Here is a 16,805-nt window from a genome sequence, read left to right as displayed (position 1 = left end):
GAAAAGTTGACGCGCGTGTAAAAATGACAATCAAGGGTGTATTTTGTGCCATCTTTGTCATAGCTTTGAATAAACCTGCTAACCTATGCGTACCAGACACATTTCCGTAATCGTGTATGAAGATGTGCTTTTGACGGCCCTGTCAAGCACCGTCGCCTTGCTGGCTGGCGCAAGGGATGCGGTCGTCAGGAGCGGCAAAATGGCCCCGTTTGAAATAGACCTGGTAAGTGTACACGTTCACGATGTGCAGCTCAATCTCCCTGTTCAATTTCATTGCGGGAAAACGCTGGCCGACGATTTTGAAACGGATGTGATCGTGATCCCGCCGATGAATACCGAGGGTGCCGATATGGACCAGCTGCTGCTTAAATACGGCAAGCTCACCAGCTGGCTGGCGAAGAAGTACCACCGCAAGGCACAGCTTATCAGCCTTTGCACAGGTGCCTATTTTGTAGCCGAATGCGGCCTGCTGAATGGTATGCCGGCCACCTCGCACTGGGGCGCGATGGACGACATGCGGAAAAGGTATCCCCTCGTCAATTTCAGGCCCGAACGGGTCGTAACCCAGTCGGAGGCCATTATTACGGGCGGCGGCGGCTTTTCGGCATTGAGCGCTATCCTGTATTTCATTGAAAAAACCTGCGGGAAAGAAACCGCCATTACATTGAGCAAGTACTATGCCCTCGACTACGGCCGCACTTCGCAAAGCATTTTCACAATATTCTCCGGCCACCGAGGCCATAGCGACCAGGACATTCACCGGGCACAAACCTACATTGAAAGCGAGTTTAAGGCCGACATTTCGGTGGAACAGATTGCCTGCGAGGTGAACATGAGCAAACGGAATTTCATCCGCCGTTTCAAAAGCGCCACTACCCTGAACCCGATCGAATACATCCAGCGAATCAAGATCGAAGCTGCCAAAAAATCCCTCGAAGCCGGCGAATCGAACATTGCCTACGTTACCTACGACGTCGGTTATAACGATCTGAAAACTTTCAGGACCATCTTCAAGCGGATCACCGGCCTCACACCTATCGAGTACCGAAACCGGTACAATACGGAGACTTTGCTGCGCTAAACTGAAAAATAAGTTTTATAACTTATAAATTAGTTGTAAAACTGAAATATCCGTTTTATGTTTGGGCTATGGAAACACTGACGAAGACGGAAGAGAAAATCATGCAGGTCATCTGGGATCTGAAACGGGGATTTGTGAAGGACGTGATTGATCGGCTGGGTGAGCCTGCTCCTCCTTACAACACGGTGTCTTCGCTAATCCGCATTCTCGAAAAAAAGGGTTTCGTGGGTTACAAGGCGTATGGCAAAACCCATGAGTACTTCCCGCTGATTTCCAAGTTGGCCTACCGCAGCTTTACATTCAGAAATTTCGTTGCCAACTACTTTGATGGAGCGTCGGGTAATGTGCTTTCGTTCATGCTGGAAGAGCAGGACCTTTCGCCCGAAGAAATTGAAAAGGCAATCAGGGAAATAAAAAAGACGAAAACCGATGACGCTCCATAACCCCGCCTTTTTTGCGTGGCTGCTCGCGGCTTCGCTTTCGCTGGTAATATTGTGGATTGTATTCACCTGTTTCTTCCGGAAATGGACGTTTTTTGCACTCAACCGTTGGATTCTCATCGGTGGTACTTGCCTGTGCCTATCGCTCCCCCTGCTGTCCCCGTACGTCACACGCACGCTGTTTGCCTCCGAGAGCGTCGTCCCGAATTTTCCATTAATAATGTCCTCACTGCCCGCATTGCAGGCTGATGCGGATCAATCCGTCGAAACTGCGGCGGCGCCGACGGCGCGATTAGGTTCCCCATGGCTATGGGCAACGCTCCTGTACGGAGCAGGTGTGGCACTGATGGCCGCCCGTTCATGGAGAGCAATAGCGCAACTGAAAAAGGTCAGGTCGGCGGCACGGTTACTAAGCAGCGGTTCCATCGCCAATGTGTGGGTGCAAAACCAGCTGCCCACATTTTCGTTCGGCAGGAACATTTTCCTGAGCACACATGCGCTTTCACTACCACCCGGGCAACTGGCGAGCGTGCAGCGTCATGAGGAGGCTCATGTCCTGCAAAAACACAGCATTGATAACATTTTCTTCGAAGTCGTTGCAGCCGTTTTCTGGTTTAACCCTTTTGTGCGAAAGTTAGCACGGCATTTGAGGGATGTCCACGAATTTCTGGCCGACCTATCGGCAGCCGGTAAGCACACCCACATCACTGAATACCAGGAACTCCTGGTGGCAATGGCTACCGGAACGCCCGGCTACCGCGTTGGCCATTCCTTTTCAGATTCTCAATTCTACCGCCGGATAGTCATGTTAAACAAACCAAAAACAAAAGCCATGGAAAGTGTAAAACTCTTTTTGCTTGTGCCCGCTTGCGCTGCCGCGATCTTCATTTCGGCCTGTGTCGATACCGACCGGAACGTTCCGGGAAACCCGCAGGGCATTGTGGCGGGATCGAATTCGGGTCCGGTTATTTCAAAAATCACCTGGACGGGCAACAAAGTGCATTCCAGCGCCGAGCTCGACGGTCTGCTCGGGGTAAAGGTCGGTGACAGGTACGATCGCAAGATGTTCGGGGAAATGCTTTCTCGCGGCACGCAAAACAACTCCGTCCTGAGCCTCTACATGAATGACGGCTATCTTTTCTTTTACACAGATGTCGACGAAAAGCTTATCGGAGAAAAAGTAGAACTTACCGTCAAAGTTTACGAACAGGACCAAGCCTGGATCAGGAATGTGATCGTCACCGAGAAAGGCGGCGGAAACACCTTCTCGCGGCATGTACGACCATTCCTGGATGTGAAGAAGGGACAGCTGTTTAACCGCTCTCTACTCATTACCTCCCAAGAGAAAGTGGCAAAAAGCGGCTTCGTTAATCCCGACAGCGTGATGATTAACCCCTACCCCGTTTCCAAAACGTCCGCCAATGCAAGCCAATACGTGGATATCGAGTTTGTAGTTCAAAAACCATAGTTTTCCGGCCCTTACCAGGCATTCATTCAAGGCTTTTTGAAATTAATTTACCTTACCACTTGCATCGTACGATTTTAATCGTACCTTTGAAAGGTACTTAATTTTCATAGCCATGAGTTCCGAAAAAGCTGAACCCACGAAAGCTGAGCTCGACATCCTGACCATTCTCTGGAAGAACGGGCCGTCCACCGTGCGCTTTGTGCACGACCAGCTGAATACATTCAAGGAGGTGAACTACACCACCACCCTCAAACAAATGCAATTGATGGCCGAAAAAGGCATGCTCTCGCGCGACGAACGCAGCATGAAGCATGTTTACGAGGCGGTCGAAGAGGAGCAAAAAACGAAAGGCCTCCTCCTCGACCGCTTTGTCGACCATTTATACGGCGGCTCGGCCAGCAACCTGGTCATGCAGTTGCTGGATAACAAGAAAGCTTCCAAAGCAGAACTGGATGAAATCCGCGCAGTTTTGGACCAATTGGAAAAAGGGAATTCCTAAATTAAATCAGCCATGAAAAATCTGCTCACTTCCGAAACCACCTACGCCCTGATCCGGCAGATCGGGGTGGCACTGGGTCATTCACTGTGGATCGGTGCTGCTACGGCGTTGCTGGCGGCGGCTGTGGTGGTTTGCACCCGCCGCAGTCGGCCGGAAATCCGCTATAACTTACTGACAGGCTTGCTTTTGCTCTTCATCGCGGGTACTGCTGTGGCATTTGTGCAGTCGGGTTCTGACGTCTCTGCGGAAACGCAGGTTCCGCCCGCTCCTGCAACCCATGTGGCTAATGACGCGGTGGTTTCCGTTCAGGCAACATCCCGTACACAAACCGTGTTCAGCATTGCGACAGGCTTTCTCATTCAAAACGTCTATGCGATTACGTGGCTCTGGCTCGCTGTGGTAATAGCCAAAATATCCGGGCTTACGCTCGGGCTTTACCGCCTGCATCAACTCAAAACGCAGCAGATTTACAGCATCGGCCGCCATTGGGAGCGACGCGTGGGAGAATTTGCCCAAACCCTGGGCGTTGCACAGCACGTGAAGATATTTCAGTCCGGGCTGGTGAAAGTCCCGACGGTACTGGGCCATTTCAGGCCCGTGATACTCGTCCCGCTGGGTGTGATCACGTCCATTCCGGCGGATCAGATCGAAATGGTGCTGCTCCATGAGCTCGCACACATCCGCCGCCTCGATTTTTTCGTCAATTTCCTGCAACGGCTTACCGAGCTCCTCTTCTTCTTCAATCCCGGCATTCTCTGGATTTCCAGGCTCATTCACGAAGAGCGCGAAAATTGTTGCGACGATATGGCCCTGAGGCATTCGGGCAACCAGGCAATCTACATCCGGGCCCTGCTATCATTCCGCGAGTACCAATTGAATGAAGACGTATATCAATTAGCGTTCTCTGGAAAAGGTGGGTTGGTACAACGTGCCAAACGCATTGCCTCACGCACGAACTCGACATTGGGAGCAGCCGAAAAAACGGTGCTGCTGGTGGCGATGCTGGCATTTTTTACATTTTCGGTGCTTTTCGCACAGTCTGGCGGACTGCAAACGGGCCCGCAAAAAACCAACGCAAAACAGGCCCGGCGCACTGGCCATACGCAAAACCCGGCAGCGGCGTCCAAGAACGAGACCTTCCGGCACCAAGCGCCAAACAAGTCAAACAATACTAATAATCAAATCATTAACAAGCCAAACACACAACCAAAACAGTCCATTCAAAATCCTGCGGGAGTTGCAAACTATCCCAATCTGACGCCGCCTGACACGCTTCAACCTTTGCAAAAAACAATGGGGCCGCTTAACCGGCTGTCTGCTCCGTTAGCGATCGATTCTTCCGCCAATGCGCGCCTGGCACCTGTACAATGGCAGCCTTACGCGCAAACCTACAAAGCGCAACCCTTGCAAACTTACCGGCACGAATACCGGCCCAACCCGGTGCGCCTCAAACGTCAGGCGATCAACGAAAAGATCCTGGACGCTATCGAGCAGCAGGGCATCGAGATTTCCCGTAACAACATCGATTTCAGGATCACCAACCATGAATTGATCGTCAACGGCGTAAAACAGCCTGAATCCGTGCTCAAAAGTGTGCTGGATGCAGTACTTCCGAAACCTGACGACGTGATCGACTTCACCTACGGAAGCCACCATTAATCCAGATCCATACAAGCATATTCCAAAAACTTACCTGGGGTAAGGCAGGCAAACTATGCCTGTCAGTCACGAAACACAACCTTAACATCACATCATGAAAACCATTGGCCGGGTGAGAACCACCCTGTGGATTGCCGTTGCCCTGCTGGCGGCATGGGGGAATGCGTTTGCCCAAATTAAAGGAAAAGTGGTCGGTACCGGCGATGCGCCACTGGAAGGCGCAGCTGTATCGGTACTTAATGCCTCGGATTCGAGTCTGGTGAAAACAGTGATCACCGCGCGGGATGGTACATTTTTAATCACAGGTATCAAAAACGGGCGCTACTTCACGACCGTCATGATGATGGGTTTTCAAAGTTTTAGCGGAAACCGACTTGATATTTCAGGCGAGCAAACGATTGACCTCGGTACCATCCCATTACGCCCCGCCGACATCAAGCTCGACGAGGTGAAAGTTACCGGGCAAAAGAATTTCGTGGAATACCAGATAGACCGGACCATACTGAATATCGATGCGTTGATTTCGAATGCAGGTGCCAATGTGCTGGAAGTACTGGAAAAAGCGCCGGGCGTGATGGTCGATCAGAGCGGTACTATCAGCCTCAAAGGCCAGCCGGGTGTGCTGGTACTCATCGACAACCGCCCTACCTACCTTTCGCAGGCCGCATTGGCAGCCTACCTGCGGTCGTTACCGGCCAATTCCGTCGAAAAGATCGAGCTGATCACGAATCCTCCGGCGCGCTACGACGCTGCCGGGAGCGCGGGGATTATCCATATCCGAATGCGTAAAAACAAAGTCCGCGGGCTGAACGGCAGCATTACCCTCAGCCCCGCAAGATCTAAATACTGGCGGCATAACGAGAACCTGAATCTCAACTACCGCAGCAACCGCTTCAATTTTTTTACCAACACCAGTTCCAATAGCACCGACCAATGGCGCCGGCTCGATATCGGGCGGAGGTACTACGGCGAAAACGATGCATTACGGTCGTCGTTTGACCAAACCACTCTTTTTTACCCCAAAAGCCGGACTACGAACCTGAAAACCGGGATCGATTTTTATGCCAATGAAAAGACCAGCTGGGGCCTCGTGTACACGGGCGCATACACGCAGTCGCGCGAGCAGAGGCCTGTGAGCAGCGTGGTCAGGAATGCCGCCGGCGTGATCGATTCCCTCATCCGGGCCGACAACAGCGACCGGAACCGCTTCCGGCAGCATGGTATCAACCTCAATTTCAGCCATCAATACGATAGCACCGGGAAACTGCTGACCTTCGACCTGGATTACATTAACTACCGCATCCGCGCCCGGCAGACATTCGTAAACGATTTCCTCGATGGTAGCGGTGCTTTCAAAAGGCAAGAAAAAATCACCACCGACCTCCCCTCATCCATCGCCATTTACTCAGCCAAAACCGACTATGAACATCCGCTGAAAAAGGCGCGGCTTGGGGCGGGCTTTAAAACCAGCCTCGTCCGCACCGATAATGCGGCCAACTACTTTCTGCACCAGGGGGAAACCATTTCGGTAGATTATGATAAAACCAACCGCTTTCGTTACTCTGAAAACATCAATGCCGCGTACCTGAATTTCAACAGGGATTTTAAAAGGCTTTCACTCCAAACCGGCCTCCGAGCGGAGAATACGAACGGTTACGGGCATCAGCTGGGCAATGCCGTAAAACCGGATTCGTCGTTTACATTGCATTACACCAGCATTTTCCCGACGGTTTTCGTCAGCTACAAGCTCGACACCAACCAAACCCACCTGAATTTCTCTTATGGCCGCAGGATCGGCCGCCCCTACTACCAGGATTTGAACCCTTTTGTTTTTTTGCTCGACAAGTTCTCCTACTTCGCCGGCAATCCGTACCTGAAACCCGAGTTCGGCAACAGGTTCCAGCTTTCATTCAACTATAAAAGCCGGTTCAATTTGTCGTTGCTCTACAACTACACCCGGAACATGCAGGGCGAGGTCATCGAGCAGACAGGAAATGTCTTCATCAGCCGGACGGGCAATATCAGCAGGCTCATCTGGGGCGGCATCACATTGACAGCCCGGCTCAAAGCAGGTAACTGGTGGACCTGCAATTTTTACGCAGAGCTCATCAGCAACAACTTCCGCGGCATGCCCGGCGACCCCGACCGCACCACCGGCTCAACCTACGGCTACATTAGCCCGAACAACCAGTTTCTATTCAAAAAAGGTTGGAGCGCCGAGCTGAGCGGGTTTTACATTACCCGCAGCCAGAGCGCTCAGTTTGACAAGGATGATCTGTTCCTCGTCAATGCGGCCGTGCAGAAAAAGGTGATGAAAGACAAAGGCATTGTTAAACTCTCGCTCCGCGACATTTTCAGCTCGCTCGAACCGAACGGTCGCATTCTCAACATTCCGAACGCCCGGGCCAGCTATTACAACGATGCCGACACGCGGGTGTTGGTAGCGTCGTTCACGTACAACTTCGCCAAGGGCACTTCCGGCAAGCGGAAACGGAACGTCGGTGGCTCGGGGAGCGAAGAACAGCGTGTTAAAAACTAAATATCTCCTATTTTTACGATATGAAAATCCTGTTCTTCTCCGCCAAGCCATACGACAAGCAGTTTTTTGATGTATATAACCGTCCCCACGGTTTCGAAATCGAGTACCTCGAAACACATTTGGGACCGCATATCGCCAATGCCGTGGATGGTCAGGAGGCGGTTTGCGTGTTCGTGAATGATAAAGTGAATGCGGAAGTAATAGCCATACTGGCCGAAAAGGGCGTGAAAGTGATTGCGTTGCGATGTGCCGGGTTTAATAATGTGGACCTGGAAGCCGCACGCATGCACGGGATACGTGTGTGCCGCGTCCCCGAGTACTCGCCCGAGGCGGTGGCGGAGCATACGGTGGCCATGCTGCTCACGCTTGTACGCAAGACGCACAAGGCCTACAACCGCGTGCGGGAACAGAACTTTTCATTGAACGGGCTGCTCGGTTTTAATTTACACGGCAAGACAATCGGGGTGGTTGGAACGGGTAAAATCGGCGGTGCATTTTGCAGGATTATGAAAGGTTTCGGCTGCAAAGTCTTAGCCTACGACTTGTACCCGAACCACGAGCTCCAACAGGCGGGAATCGAGTACCAGCCATTGGAAGAGGTACTCCGCTCGGCCGACGTCATTTCGCTGCACTGCCCGCTCAACCCCGCCACGCATTACCTGATCAACGAAAGCACCCTGACGATGATGAAACCGGGCGTGACGCTCATCAACACGAGCCGCGGCGGGCTGATCAACACCGCCCATGCGATAGAAGCCCTCAAAAGCAAGCATTTGGCGAACCTGGCGATCGATGTTTACGAACAGGAAGAAAAGCTTTTCTTCAAAGATCTTTCGGAGAGCATTATCGAGGACGATACCATCCAGCGGCTGATGAGCTTCCCCAACGTGCTGGTTACGGCCCATCAGGCATTTTTCACCGAAGAAGCACTGACGGAAATCGCAAAGGTTACATTACAAAACATCGACCGCCTGCTCCACGGACAGGAACCGGAGCAGGCAGGAGCGGTACTTATCTGAGCCCGTTTCCGTGCGCTTTTCAACAAAGTAAATTGAACTTCCCAGCAAAACGAAGCGGCTGCTGACCGGCGAATTTTGCATTCGCAATCAGTTACTCATTCAAAAAAAGCAAAAATGGATTTTCAATTAAGTGGAAAACGCGCGCTGGTGACAGGGGCGAGCTCGGGCCTGGGTGAGGCAATCGCCCGGATGCTCGCAGACGAAGGTGCGACGGTGGTTGTGCACGGACGAAACGAACAACGCGCCAATCAGGTCGCAGAAAACATCATCAAAGCGGGCGGCAAGGCAGAAGTGGCAATCGGCGACCTCGCGACGGACGAAGGCGCCGATGCGGTAGCCGCGGCGGCGCTGCAAGGCGGCGCCATCGATATTCTGGTGAACAACGCAGGCGTGGTGAGCCATAAAAACTGGTCGGATGCAATGCCGGACGACTGGATGGAGGTATACAATGCCAATGTGGTTTCTTATGTACGGATGATCCGCCGCATCGTGCCGCAGATGAAAGAGTTGGGCTGGGGCCGTGTGATCCATATCGGCGGCGGGCTTGCCATCCAGCCGATTAAGGAACAACCGCATTACAATGCGACATTGGCCGCACGGCACAATTTGTCGGTTTCATTGGCCCGGCAATTGAAAGAAACCGGTATCACCTCCAACGTCGTTTCGCCCGGGGCGATCATGAACCCGATGGTGGAAGAGTGGCTCGTGAATGCAGCCCCCCGATTTGGCTGGGGTACCGAACTGGATGAAATCAAATACAAGGCCGTGCAGGACCTGATCCCCAATGACACCGGGCGGTTCGGCTTTCCCGAAGAAATCGCCGGAGCGGTGCTATACCTCACCAGCCCACTCGCCAACTATGTAAGCGGCGCCGTAATCCGCGTGGATGGCGGAACAATCAGAAGTTTATAAAAGATATTACCAACCACTGAATTAAGCAATTTCAAAGGGTTTCAATAAGATCCGGACAGGCTGCTGAACGCCTGTCCGGATCCTTTATTTTTCACAAAGTGCGCAGTATTTCCTCACTATTCAATAAAGATTATCTTCTCTGATATTCGATTTTTAAGTCATCCAATCTCAATTCATTACCCGAAAATCCAGCACCCAAACTGAATTAACATCTTTTAACGAATTTAAAAAGCATTTATCTTTCGATTACAGATTTTGCGCCTTCTATCCGATTCAAAAAGCATTAAATTGACAGCAAAAATTTCAATAACAACAACAAGTATTGAATGGACAAAAAAATTACCCTTGCTGCATTTCTCGCTCTGATAATCGGGTGCGTTGCCTATATTCTTTTATCTCAAAAGACTGTCGCAAAAAAGTCACAGGAACCGGCACCACCGTTTCCTTATTATAGCGAAGACGTAACCTTTCAAAATATCGAAGCGGGCATTTCGCTATCGGGTACCCTCACGTTGCCGGATAAAAAGGGCAGTTTTCCCGCCGTGGTGCTGATCACCGGCAGCGGCGCGCAGGACAGGGATGAGACGGTTTTCGGCCATAAACCATTCCTTATCATCGCGGATTACCTCACCCGACAAGGTTTCGCTGTTTTGCGCTACGACGACCGGGGAACCGGCAAATCAACTGGCCATTTCCACACAGCCACATCCATGGATTTCGCCACGGACGCCGAAAGCGCAATTGCCTATTTGAAATCAAGAAAAGAGATTAGCCCCAATAAAATCGGGCTCGCCGGACATAGCGAAGGCGGACTGGTAGCGGCCATTGCCGCATCGCAATCCAGGGACGTCAATTTTGTTGTTTCGCTGGCCGGGCCGGGCGCTATCGCCTACGAGGTAATGGCGCTGCAAATGGAATTGATCGCACGCGCAGGCGGCGTGGATCAGGAGGGAATTGCATTCATTAGAGAGATCAATAACGAAGCGCTTGAAATACTAAAGAATTCACCGGACACCGTTGCATTGCGGGCCAACCTGAACGCTTACATGCTACCGAAAGCGAAGAATTATCCAAGCCGAATGCTCCCTCCGGGTCTCACAGCCGAACAATTTTTCAAACATCAAATTGATTCCATGTGTGGGCCATGGTATCAATATCTATATCAAATTAACCCCGCGTCTTTTTTTCAAAAAATCACTTGTCCGGTGCTGGCTTTAAATGGATCGAAAGATTTGCAGATAGACACACAGCAAAACCTGCCGGCGATTTCAAAAGCATTAAAGGAGGGCGGCAATTTAAATGTGACAATAAAAGAATTGCCGAATTTGAACCATCTTTTTCAGGAATGTAAGACCGGCCACCCCAGCGAGTATGCAGGCATTGATGAAACCTTTTCGCCCCAAGCATTAGCCGTCATGTCGGATTGGCTTACTACCCAAACCCGGTAGAACATCATGAAAGTACCTATTTATTCGTAACCGTAAGCTCGTTGATCAATTCCTGTGCATCACCGCCGCTTTCGCCTTGCTCCGTTGAAATTTTCAGCGCTTCCTGTGCTGCTTTCAGGGCCGGCTCTTTATTTCCCAATTTCTTTTGAAGCTCGGCATAAATGCACAAATGCTCATAGTTTTTGTGCAGATTCAAAACCTTGGTCATGATCTCGACACCTGTTTTCAATGCCTCAGGATCTTCGGCAAAGGTTTTAAGGTAAATACCCGTTTCGTACATGGTCTGCCAATCTGTTGCCCCAACGGTACTTCCGTATTGTAACGTCGACCGGCCGTAGCTGAGCCAGTCGCGGCGCCCGCCATAAAAGTAAATTTGCAGGAGCGATAACGTCTTAACACTGTCGGGAAAATGCTCAACGGCAACTTTTCTCAGTTCGCTCATCAATACCAGGTCGTTGGTCCGGCCAGCCATATTTGCGGTGCGGGTCATGATTCTTTGCGCCGCCTTTTCGACTTCTACCTTACCAAACAGGCCGACAAATTTCTGCTGATTTTGCAGGAGATAAAGCGTCGTCGGCGACTTAAAGCCGAGATCTGCTGCAAAAATGAACCGCAGATTCCGCTCCGATCCCAGTTCGTCAGCCGATTGCGTCGCCAGGTATTCCTCCATCACTTTCTCTTTCGGATTCGCATCCACCATGTAATGCGGTAATGCATGGCTCAAATTGAACAGCAACTCCGGCGACCTTCCGCCTTGTTCGTACCTGGCCAACATAGGAAACAATGCTGTATTAGGGTCGGAGGCATTCCGTCCGTCCCGGATGAAATCAGCCGCTGGCTTGGCGCCCGCGCTCTGGTGAAGTTTTTGCCCGTTTTTACTCAAAAACAAATAGGTAGGAAAACCCTCGATGCCGTATTGCTTCGCCAGTGCCGCCCCAGCCCCTCCGTCCTCGACATCGATTTTATAATTGATAAAATTCCCGTTGTAATAATCGATCACTTCCTGATTGACGAAAACCTCCTTCTCCATTTGCCTGCAATACCGGCAGGAAGTTGCGCGGACATACAAAAAGACCTGCTTTCCGCTTTTCTCGGCATTTTGAAGGGTTTCTTCCCAGGAAGTCCTGACAAAGTCAATTCCCTCGGCACGGCAAACAGACGAACTAAAAATCAGAACCATAAAGCAGAGGATCTTTTTCATAGGCAGGTATCAGACAATAAAATCAGGATTTCTTTTTATTTTAGAACGTCTTTCAAACTTCAAAACTTCTGATTCAAAATGAAAACAAAGTATTATTATCTCCTGATGGTTATCGCAATAGGATTTGTTTCCATTGCAGCGAAAAATGCGGCATTGCCGGCGGATATTATCGGTACCTGGAAATACCTCATCAGCGACGTTCCCCCGGAGTACGAATCGGGCTTTTTCACTTTTGAGCAAAAAGATAACAAAACTACCGGATATGTGGGCGACACCGAAAAACAAGAGATGAAAGAACTGACTGTGGATCAGGAAAAAGTAGCATTCACCGTCGAGAACCAGGCAGGGGTTTTCAAATACAGTTTCATGCAAAAAGGCGATACATTAAGCGGTATCGTGTCGTCCCAATACGGCGATTTCCCGATCAAAGCCGTGAGAGAACCTAAGAAATAGTGGAAGTTGGCGGCGGGGAACGTTTATAGAGCAACGTTCCCCGGCACATCAATATCCGGCAACCTGCCCGTCCTTCCGCATTTCCGACGCGCCGTGGTATACCTTCTCCGCCTGATCGACCAGGATCGCCTGGTACCCCCCGAAAAAATCTTTATCCGCCAGCTGGTGCCCTTTGCGTACCAATGCATCCCGGACCTCCGCCGGAATGCCGCTTTCGAGCGCCACTTTCCCCCCTTCCGACATCACAGTACCGGTCGGCTCGCTGCTGCCTGAATGCGCAAAACGAGCGGCATCGCCGGCTTCCTGCACATTCATACCAAAATCCAGAATATTGCACAGGATCTGCAAATGCCCCTGCGGCTGCATGGCACCGCCCATCACCCCGAAGCTCAGGAACGGCTTGCCGTCTTTGAGTACAAAACCGGGAATGATGGTATTGAATGGCCGCTTCCCGGGCGCATACACATTGGCGTGGCCGGGCGTGAGGCTGAAACTGCTGCCCCGGTTGTGCAATACGAAACCCAGCCCGTGGGGTACCAAACCACTGCCGAATTCGAGCATATTGCTCTGGATAAGCGACACCATATTGCCCTTGGCGTCGGCCACGGTGAGGTACACCGTGTCGCCGTCTTTCAGCACCGACTGGCTTGGGTAGATTTTCGCAGAAGCCCTGTCCGGGTTGATCAGGTCCCTGCGCTCGGCGGCATATTGGTCGGATAGCAAGGTCTGCAACGGGATCTTGGCAAAATCCGGGTCGGCGTAATAGCGGGCCCGATCCTCGAATACCAGTTTTTTGGTCTCGATCAGCAAATGCAGGTACTCGGCACTGTTATGCCCCAGCCTTTTGAGATCGTACCGTTTCAGGATATTCAGCATTTGCAGCACGGAAATGCCCTGGCCGTTCGGCGGCAGCTCGTACACGTCGTAGCCACGGTAGTTAACAGAAACCGGCTCCACCCAGGTACTTTTCGTCGCAGCCAGGTCTTCTTTTCGGATCAACATGCCCGTTTTACGCGCATAGGCGTCGATCCGGTCGGCTATTTCGCCTTTGTAAAATACATCCCTCCCCTGCTTCGCGATTTTTTCATAGGTAACGGCCAGGTCCGGGTTTTTAAAAACCTGCCCATGGCGCGGCGCGGCGCCGTTAATGAGAAATGTTTTACCAAAATTGTCAAATTCTGTAATATCCTTTTGCTCTTTCAGGCGCTTGTAGGCGACATCCCACGAGTAGGCGATCACCTCGGGTACGGGCGCGCCTTCCCGCGCGAATGCGATCGCGGGTGCGAGGACCTCCGCCATTGTCAGCTTGCCGAAGCGCTGGTGCAATGCGAACCAGCCGTCCACAGCCCCAGGCACCGAAACCGACGCCGGCCCATAAAGCGGCATTTGCGTCCGGTCGCCCAGCGCAGTTTTCAGTTCTTCGTAGGTAAGCCCTTTTGCGGAGCGGCCGCTTGCGTTCAGTCCGTAGAGTTTTTTATCCTTCGCCGACCACACGATCGCGAACAAATCGCCGCCGACGCCGCAGTTGTTGGGCTCAATTACACCCAAAGCAGCGTTCACCGCAATGGCGGCATCCATGGCCGTGCCGCCTTTTTTGAGGATATCGAGCCCCGCCTGGGTGGCGAGCGGGTGGCTCGAAGCCACCATGCCGTGCATAGCGAGCACCGGGCTGCGCGATTCGAAATTGGACCCGCTGATGCGGTCGCCCCGGCCCGTCTGCGCCGACGTGCTCGTCAGAAAGATGATCTGGGACGCCAGCAGCGCCCCGATCATCCGGAAATTCATTCTAGTCATGGATAGTAAAATTGAGGCGATTACGTGTCGGGAAGGGCGGTCAGGATACTTTACCGAGTTTCATCGTTTCAGGATCCCAGTTCACTACCGTATTCTCGAAATAGCTCTTGTTGGAAAGCAATGCCGGGCCCGCGGCGCGGAAACCGAAAACGGCGTCTTCCAGCACTTTCTTATTGTTGCGCATGGCATCGAAGAATATCGCGAAGTGATCCAGCCGGTCGTCGTAGCCTTGCGGCGCCTTGTATTCCTGCATGTCGGGTTCCGACATTTCGGGGCGCGCCGGGTACTTGTTGTTGTATTCCACCAAAAACTTATCCTGCAATGCTTTCGGGAACGTATCGATCGTATAACCCGGTGCGGCCGCCATTTTTTTCCGCTTCACCGTTACCGTATTCCCCGAGAGCGTAATCTGCCCGTCGGTACCTACGAACCGGAAGCCCGATCCGCCACCGGAGCCATCGGCAAAATTCACCCGCAGAGTGAGGTTGAATGCCGGATGTGAGGCCGTTTTGGGATAATCGTAAATGCCCAGCATAACATCCGGCACGTCGCGTCCGTCTTTCCAGTAGCGCAAGCCCCCGCTGGTCATAATGCGCGTCGGGCCTTTGGAATCGAGGATGTAATGCATGCCCGAAAACAAATGCACGAACAAATCGCCCGCCACGCCGGTGCCGTAATCCTGGTAGTTGCGCCATCTGAAAAAACGCAGCGGATCATAAGCCATCTTCGGGGCCTTGTCGCTCAGGAAGCGGTTCCAGTCCACCGTTTGCGGCGAAGCGTCGGGCGGAATGGAGTATTGCCAGGCACCCTGGGCAGAATGGCGGTCGTAATACACTTCCACGAAATTCAGCTCGCCGATGGCGCCCGACTGGTAGAGTTCTTTGGCTTTGGCATAAATAATAGAACTCACGCGCTGGCTGCCGACCTGGAACACCTTGCCCGAATCCGACGCCGCCTTGATCATATCATACCCCTGCTCGATCTTGTGCACCATCGGTTTTTCGCAGTAAACGGCTTTTCCGGCCTTCAAAGCCTGGATACCGATCTGCGAATGCAAATGGTCTGGCGTGGCGAGGATGATCGCATCGATGTCCTTGCGGCTGAGTATCTCGTTGTAATCGCGGGTCGTTTGGATATCGTCGCCAAACAGTTCTTTGGCACGCACGAGGTGGCCGTCGTACAAGTCGGCAACCGCCATGAGCTTCACACCGGGTACTTTCAGGGCCGTGCGGGTGTCGCCCATTCCCATAATGCCCGTACCGATGCAGGCGATCTGGATATTATCATTAGCGGCGAACCTGAGCTTCTCCCACGGGAGCTCCCGCGAGAAGATGCGCTCGCCTGCAAACAGGGGCCCGGAAGCGGCGGTCAGCAGGGCGCCGCCGGTAAACTTCTTGATAAAACCTCTCCGGTTGTTGTCATTGTTGCTGGACATGATGCTGAATAAGTTAGCGTTCAGGAAATCACTTACAAAATGCCGAGCATACGGGAATTTACCCGCTCCTATACCTGCGAATACGCGGCAGGCACGAGGAAACTGTTGCTGATTTTGGAGATTGTGTTTGCATATTGCGGGTCGCCGACGAGTTTTTTCCAGGCGGGATCTGCGATAAATGCGGTCCAGCCCTTGTCGCGTGCCTCCATGCTCTCGCAGGTGAGCAGGTAGGTCAGGCGCGGGAGTTTGTCGCCGGCAATAACATCTCCGAAGAACACGGGATTGAGCCCTGCGCGCTGGAAAATAGGAAATTCGCCATCATGGAACATTTTGATTTTCCGTGTAACGGCTTCTTCGCTGTAACCTTCATACGTCCTCAGCTCAAATACCCGCGGTGTGGCGGATGGGACCGTTATGGCAGGCCAGCCTTCAAATGCCAACATCAATGAGGACGTGAAACGACTGTACAATGCCTTTTCGACCGGTATGCCGTTATATGCCGCACTGTTTTTGATGTATTCCTGGTCTGCCTTCAATTTTTCATGGACGGTCATGCGCTGCTCCAATGAACCATAGGGTATCAACGCAAAGAATTTGGCAGGATCCGACGCGCGCCATTCGCGGAAAACGCCCACCGATTTCACCCCGGCCCTGTTCAACGCCGGAATGAGCGCCGTTTTGAAATAGTTTTCCAGCTGCGACTGATCCGCCCCGAAGCGGAACTCGTATTCCCGCCATTCATATATTTCCCTGCTTGCGGCAGGCGCATTACCCGTAATTGCGTTGCTGGTACCAACGGCCGTGCCAGCTGTGGCCGCTATGGATGATTGAAGAAACTTCCTGCGTTGCATAGAATA

General features: G+C 52.1%; 14 protein-coding genes. 10 read left to right on the top strand and 4 right to left on the bottom strand.

The features are described from left to right. The first annotated feature begins 85 nt into the window (after nt 1–85). From J2Y43_RS10730 to J2Y43_RS10690, 9 genes are all read left to right on the top strand, one after another. A complete protein-coding gene (locus tag J2Y43_RS10730) occupies nt 86–1,081 on the top strand; it encodes a helix-turn-helix domain-containing protein (RefSeq protein WP_309982219.1) in 996 nt (331 codons plus the stop codon). Nucleotides 1,082–1,149: 68 nt separating this feature from the next. Continuing rightward, nucleotides 1,150–1,524: a BlaI/MecI/CopY family transcriptional regulator gene (locus tag J2Y43_RS10725; protein WP_309982217.1), complete on the top strand. Its 375-nt coding sequence runs from the start codon at nt 1,150–1,152 to the stop codon at nt 1,522–1,524. After that, nucleotides 1,511–2,989, top strand: a complete 1,479-nt coding sequence (locus tag J2Y43_RS10720; protein ID WP_309982214.1) for a POTRA domain-containing protein — start codon at nt 1,511–1,513, stop codon at nt 2,987–2,989. The genes J2Y43_RS10725 and J2Y43_RS10720 overlap by 14 nt, the downstream gene beginning before the upstream one ends. A gap of 112 nt (nt 2,990–3,101) precedes the next feature. After that, entirely contained in the window at nt 3,102–3,488 is a 387-nt protein-coding gene (locus J2Y43_RS10715; protein WP_106593925.1) for a BlaI/MecI/CopY family transcriptional regulator, read from the top strand. A gap of 12 nt (nt 3,489–3,500) precedes the next feature. Beyond that, complete coding sequence (locus J2Y43_RS10710; protein WP_309982211.1) at nt 3,501–5,147, top strand: M56 family metallopeptidase; 1,647 nt, start codon at nt 3,501–3,503, stop codon at nt 5,145–5,147. A 94-nt stretch (nt 5,148–5,241) separates the two neighbouring features. Then, the gene (locus tag J2Y43_RS10705; RefSeq protein ID WP_309982209.1) at nt 5,242–7,686 is read left to right on the top strand and encodes a TonB-dependent receptor; all 2,445 of its coding nucleotides are present in this window, start codon (nt 5,242–5,244) and stop codon (nt 7,684–7,686) included. Between the two features lie 20 nt (nt 7,687–7,706). After that, nucleotides 7,707–8,705 (top strand): 2-hydroxyacid dehydrogenase, encoded by a 999-nt coding sequence (locus tag J2Y43_RS10700; protein WP_309982207.1) that lies wholly within the window; start codon nt 7,707–7,709, stop codon nt 8,703–8,705. A gap of 114 nt (nt 8,706–8,819) precedes the next feature. Beyond that, on the top strand, nt 8,820–9,617 hold the full coding sequence (locus J2Y43_RS10695) for an SDR family NAD(P)-dependent oxidoreductase (protein WP_309982205.1): 798 nt from the start codon (nt 8,820–8,822) through the stop codon (nt 9,615–9,617). 326 nt (nt 9,618–9,943) lie between these two features. Further along, the gene (locus J2Y43_RS10690; protein ID WP_309982203.1) at nt 9,944–11,065 is read left to right on the top strand and encodes an alpha/beta fold hydrolase; all 1,122 of its coding nucleotides are present in this window, start codon (nt 9,944–9,946) and stop codon (nt 11,063–11,065) included. Nucleotides 11,066–11,081: 16 nt separating this feature from the next. Here the strand turns inward: J2Y43_RS10690 and J2Y43_RS10685 are convergent, their stop codons facing one another. After that, a complete protein-coding gene (locus J2Y43_RS10685; protein WP_309982202.1) occupies nt 11,082–12,266 on the bottom strand; it encodes a thioredoxin fold domain-containing protein in 1,185 nt (394 codons plus the stop codon). Between the two features lie 78 nt (nt 12,267–12,344). Between J2Y43_RS10685 and J2Y43_RS10680 the strand changes: the two genes are divergently transcribed. Beyond that, nucleotides 12,345–12,719 (top strand): hypothetical protein, encoded by a 375-nt coding sequence (locus J2Y43_RS10680; RefSeq protein ID WP_309982200.1) that lies wholly within the window; start codon nt 12,345–12,347, stop codon nt 12,717–12,719. Between the two features lie 48 nt (nt 12,720–12,767). Here the strand turns inward: J2Y43_RS10680 and ggt are convergent, their stop codons facing one another. The 3 genes from ggt to J2Y43_RS10665 all read right to left on the bottom strand — a co-directional run bounded on the left by ggt (nt 12,768) and on the right by J2Y43_RS10665 (nt 16,799). After that, a complete protein-coding gene (gene ggt, locus J2Y43_RS10675; protein WP_309984264.1) occupies nt 12,768–14,492 on the bottom strand; it encodes a gamma-glutamyltransferase in 1,725 nt (574 codons plus the stop codon). 61 nt (nt 14,493–14,553) lie between these two features. Continuing rightward, a complete protein-coding gene (locus J2Y43_RS10670) occupies nt 14,554–15,948 on the bottom strand; it encodes a Gfo/Idh/MocA family oxidoreductase (RefSeq protein ID WP_309982198.1) in 1,395 nt (464 codons plus the stop codon). A 68-nt stretch (nt 15,949–16,016) separates the two neighbouring features. Further along, nucleotides 16,017–16,799, bottom strand: coding sequence for an NIPSNAP family protein (locus J2Y43_RS10665; RefSeq protein WP_309982196.1), 783 nt, complete (start codon nt 16,797–16,799; stop codon nt 16,017–16,019). Between the last annotated feature and the right edge of the window lie 6 nt (nt 16,800–16,805).

The organism is Dyadobacter sp. BE31, assembly GCF_031457695.1.
GTDB lineage: Bacteria > Bacteroidota > Bacteroidia > Cytophagales > Spirosomataceae > Dyadobacter.
The sequence above is the reverse complement of the archived record's forward strand: the minus strand, read 5'-3'. Positions and strand labels throughout refer to the sequence as shown.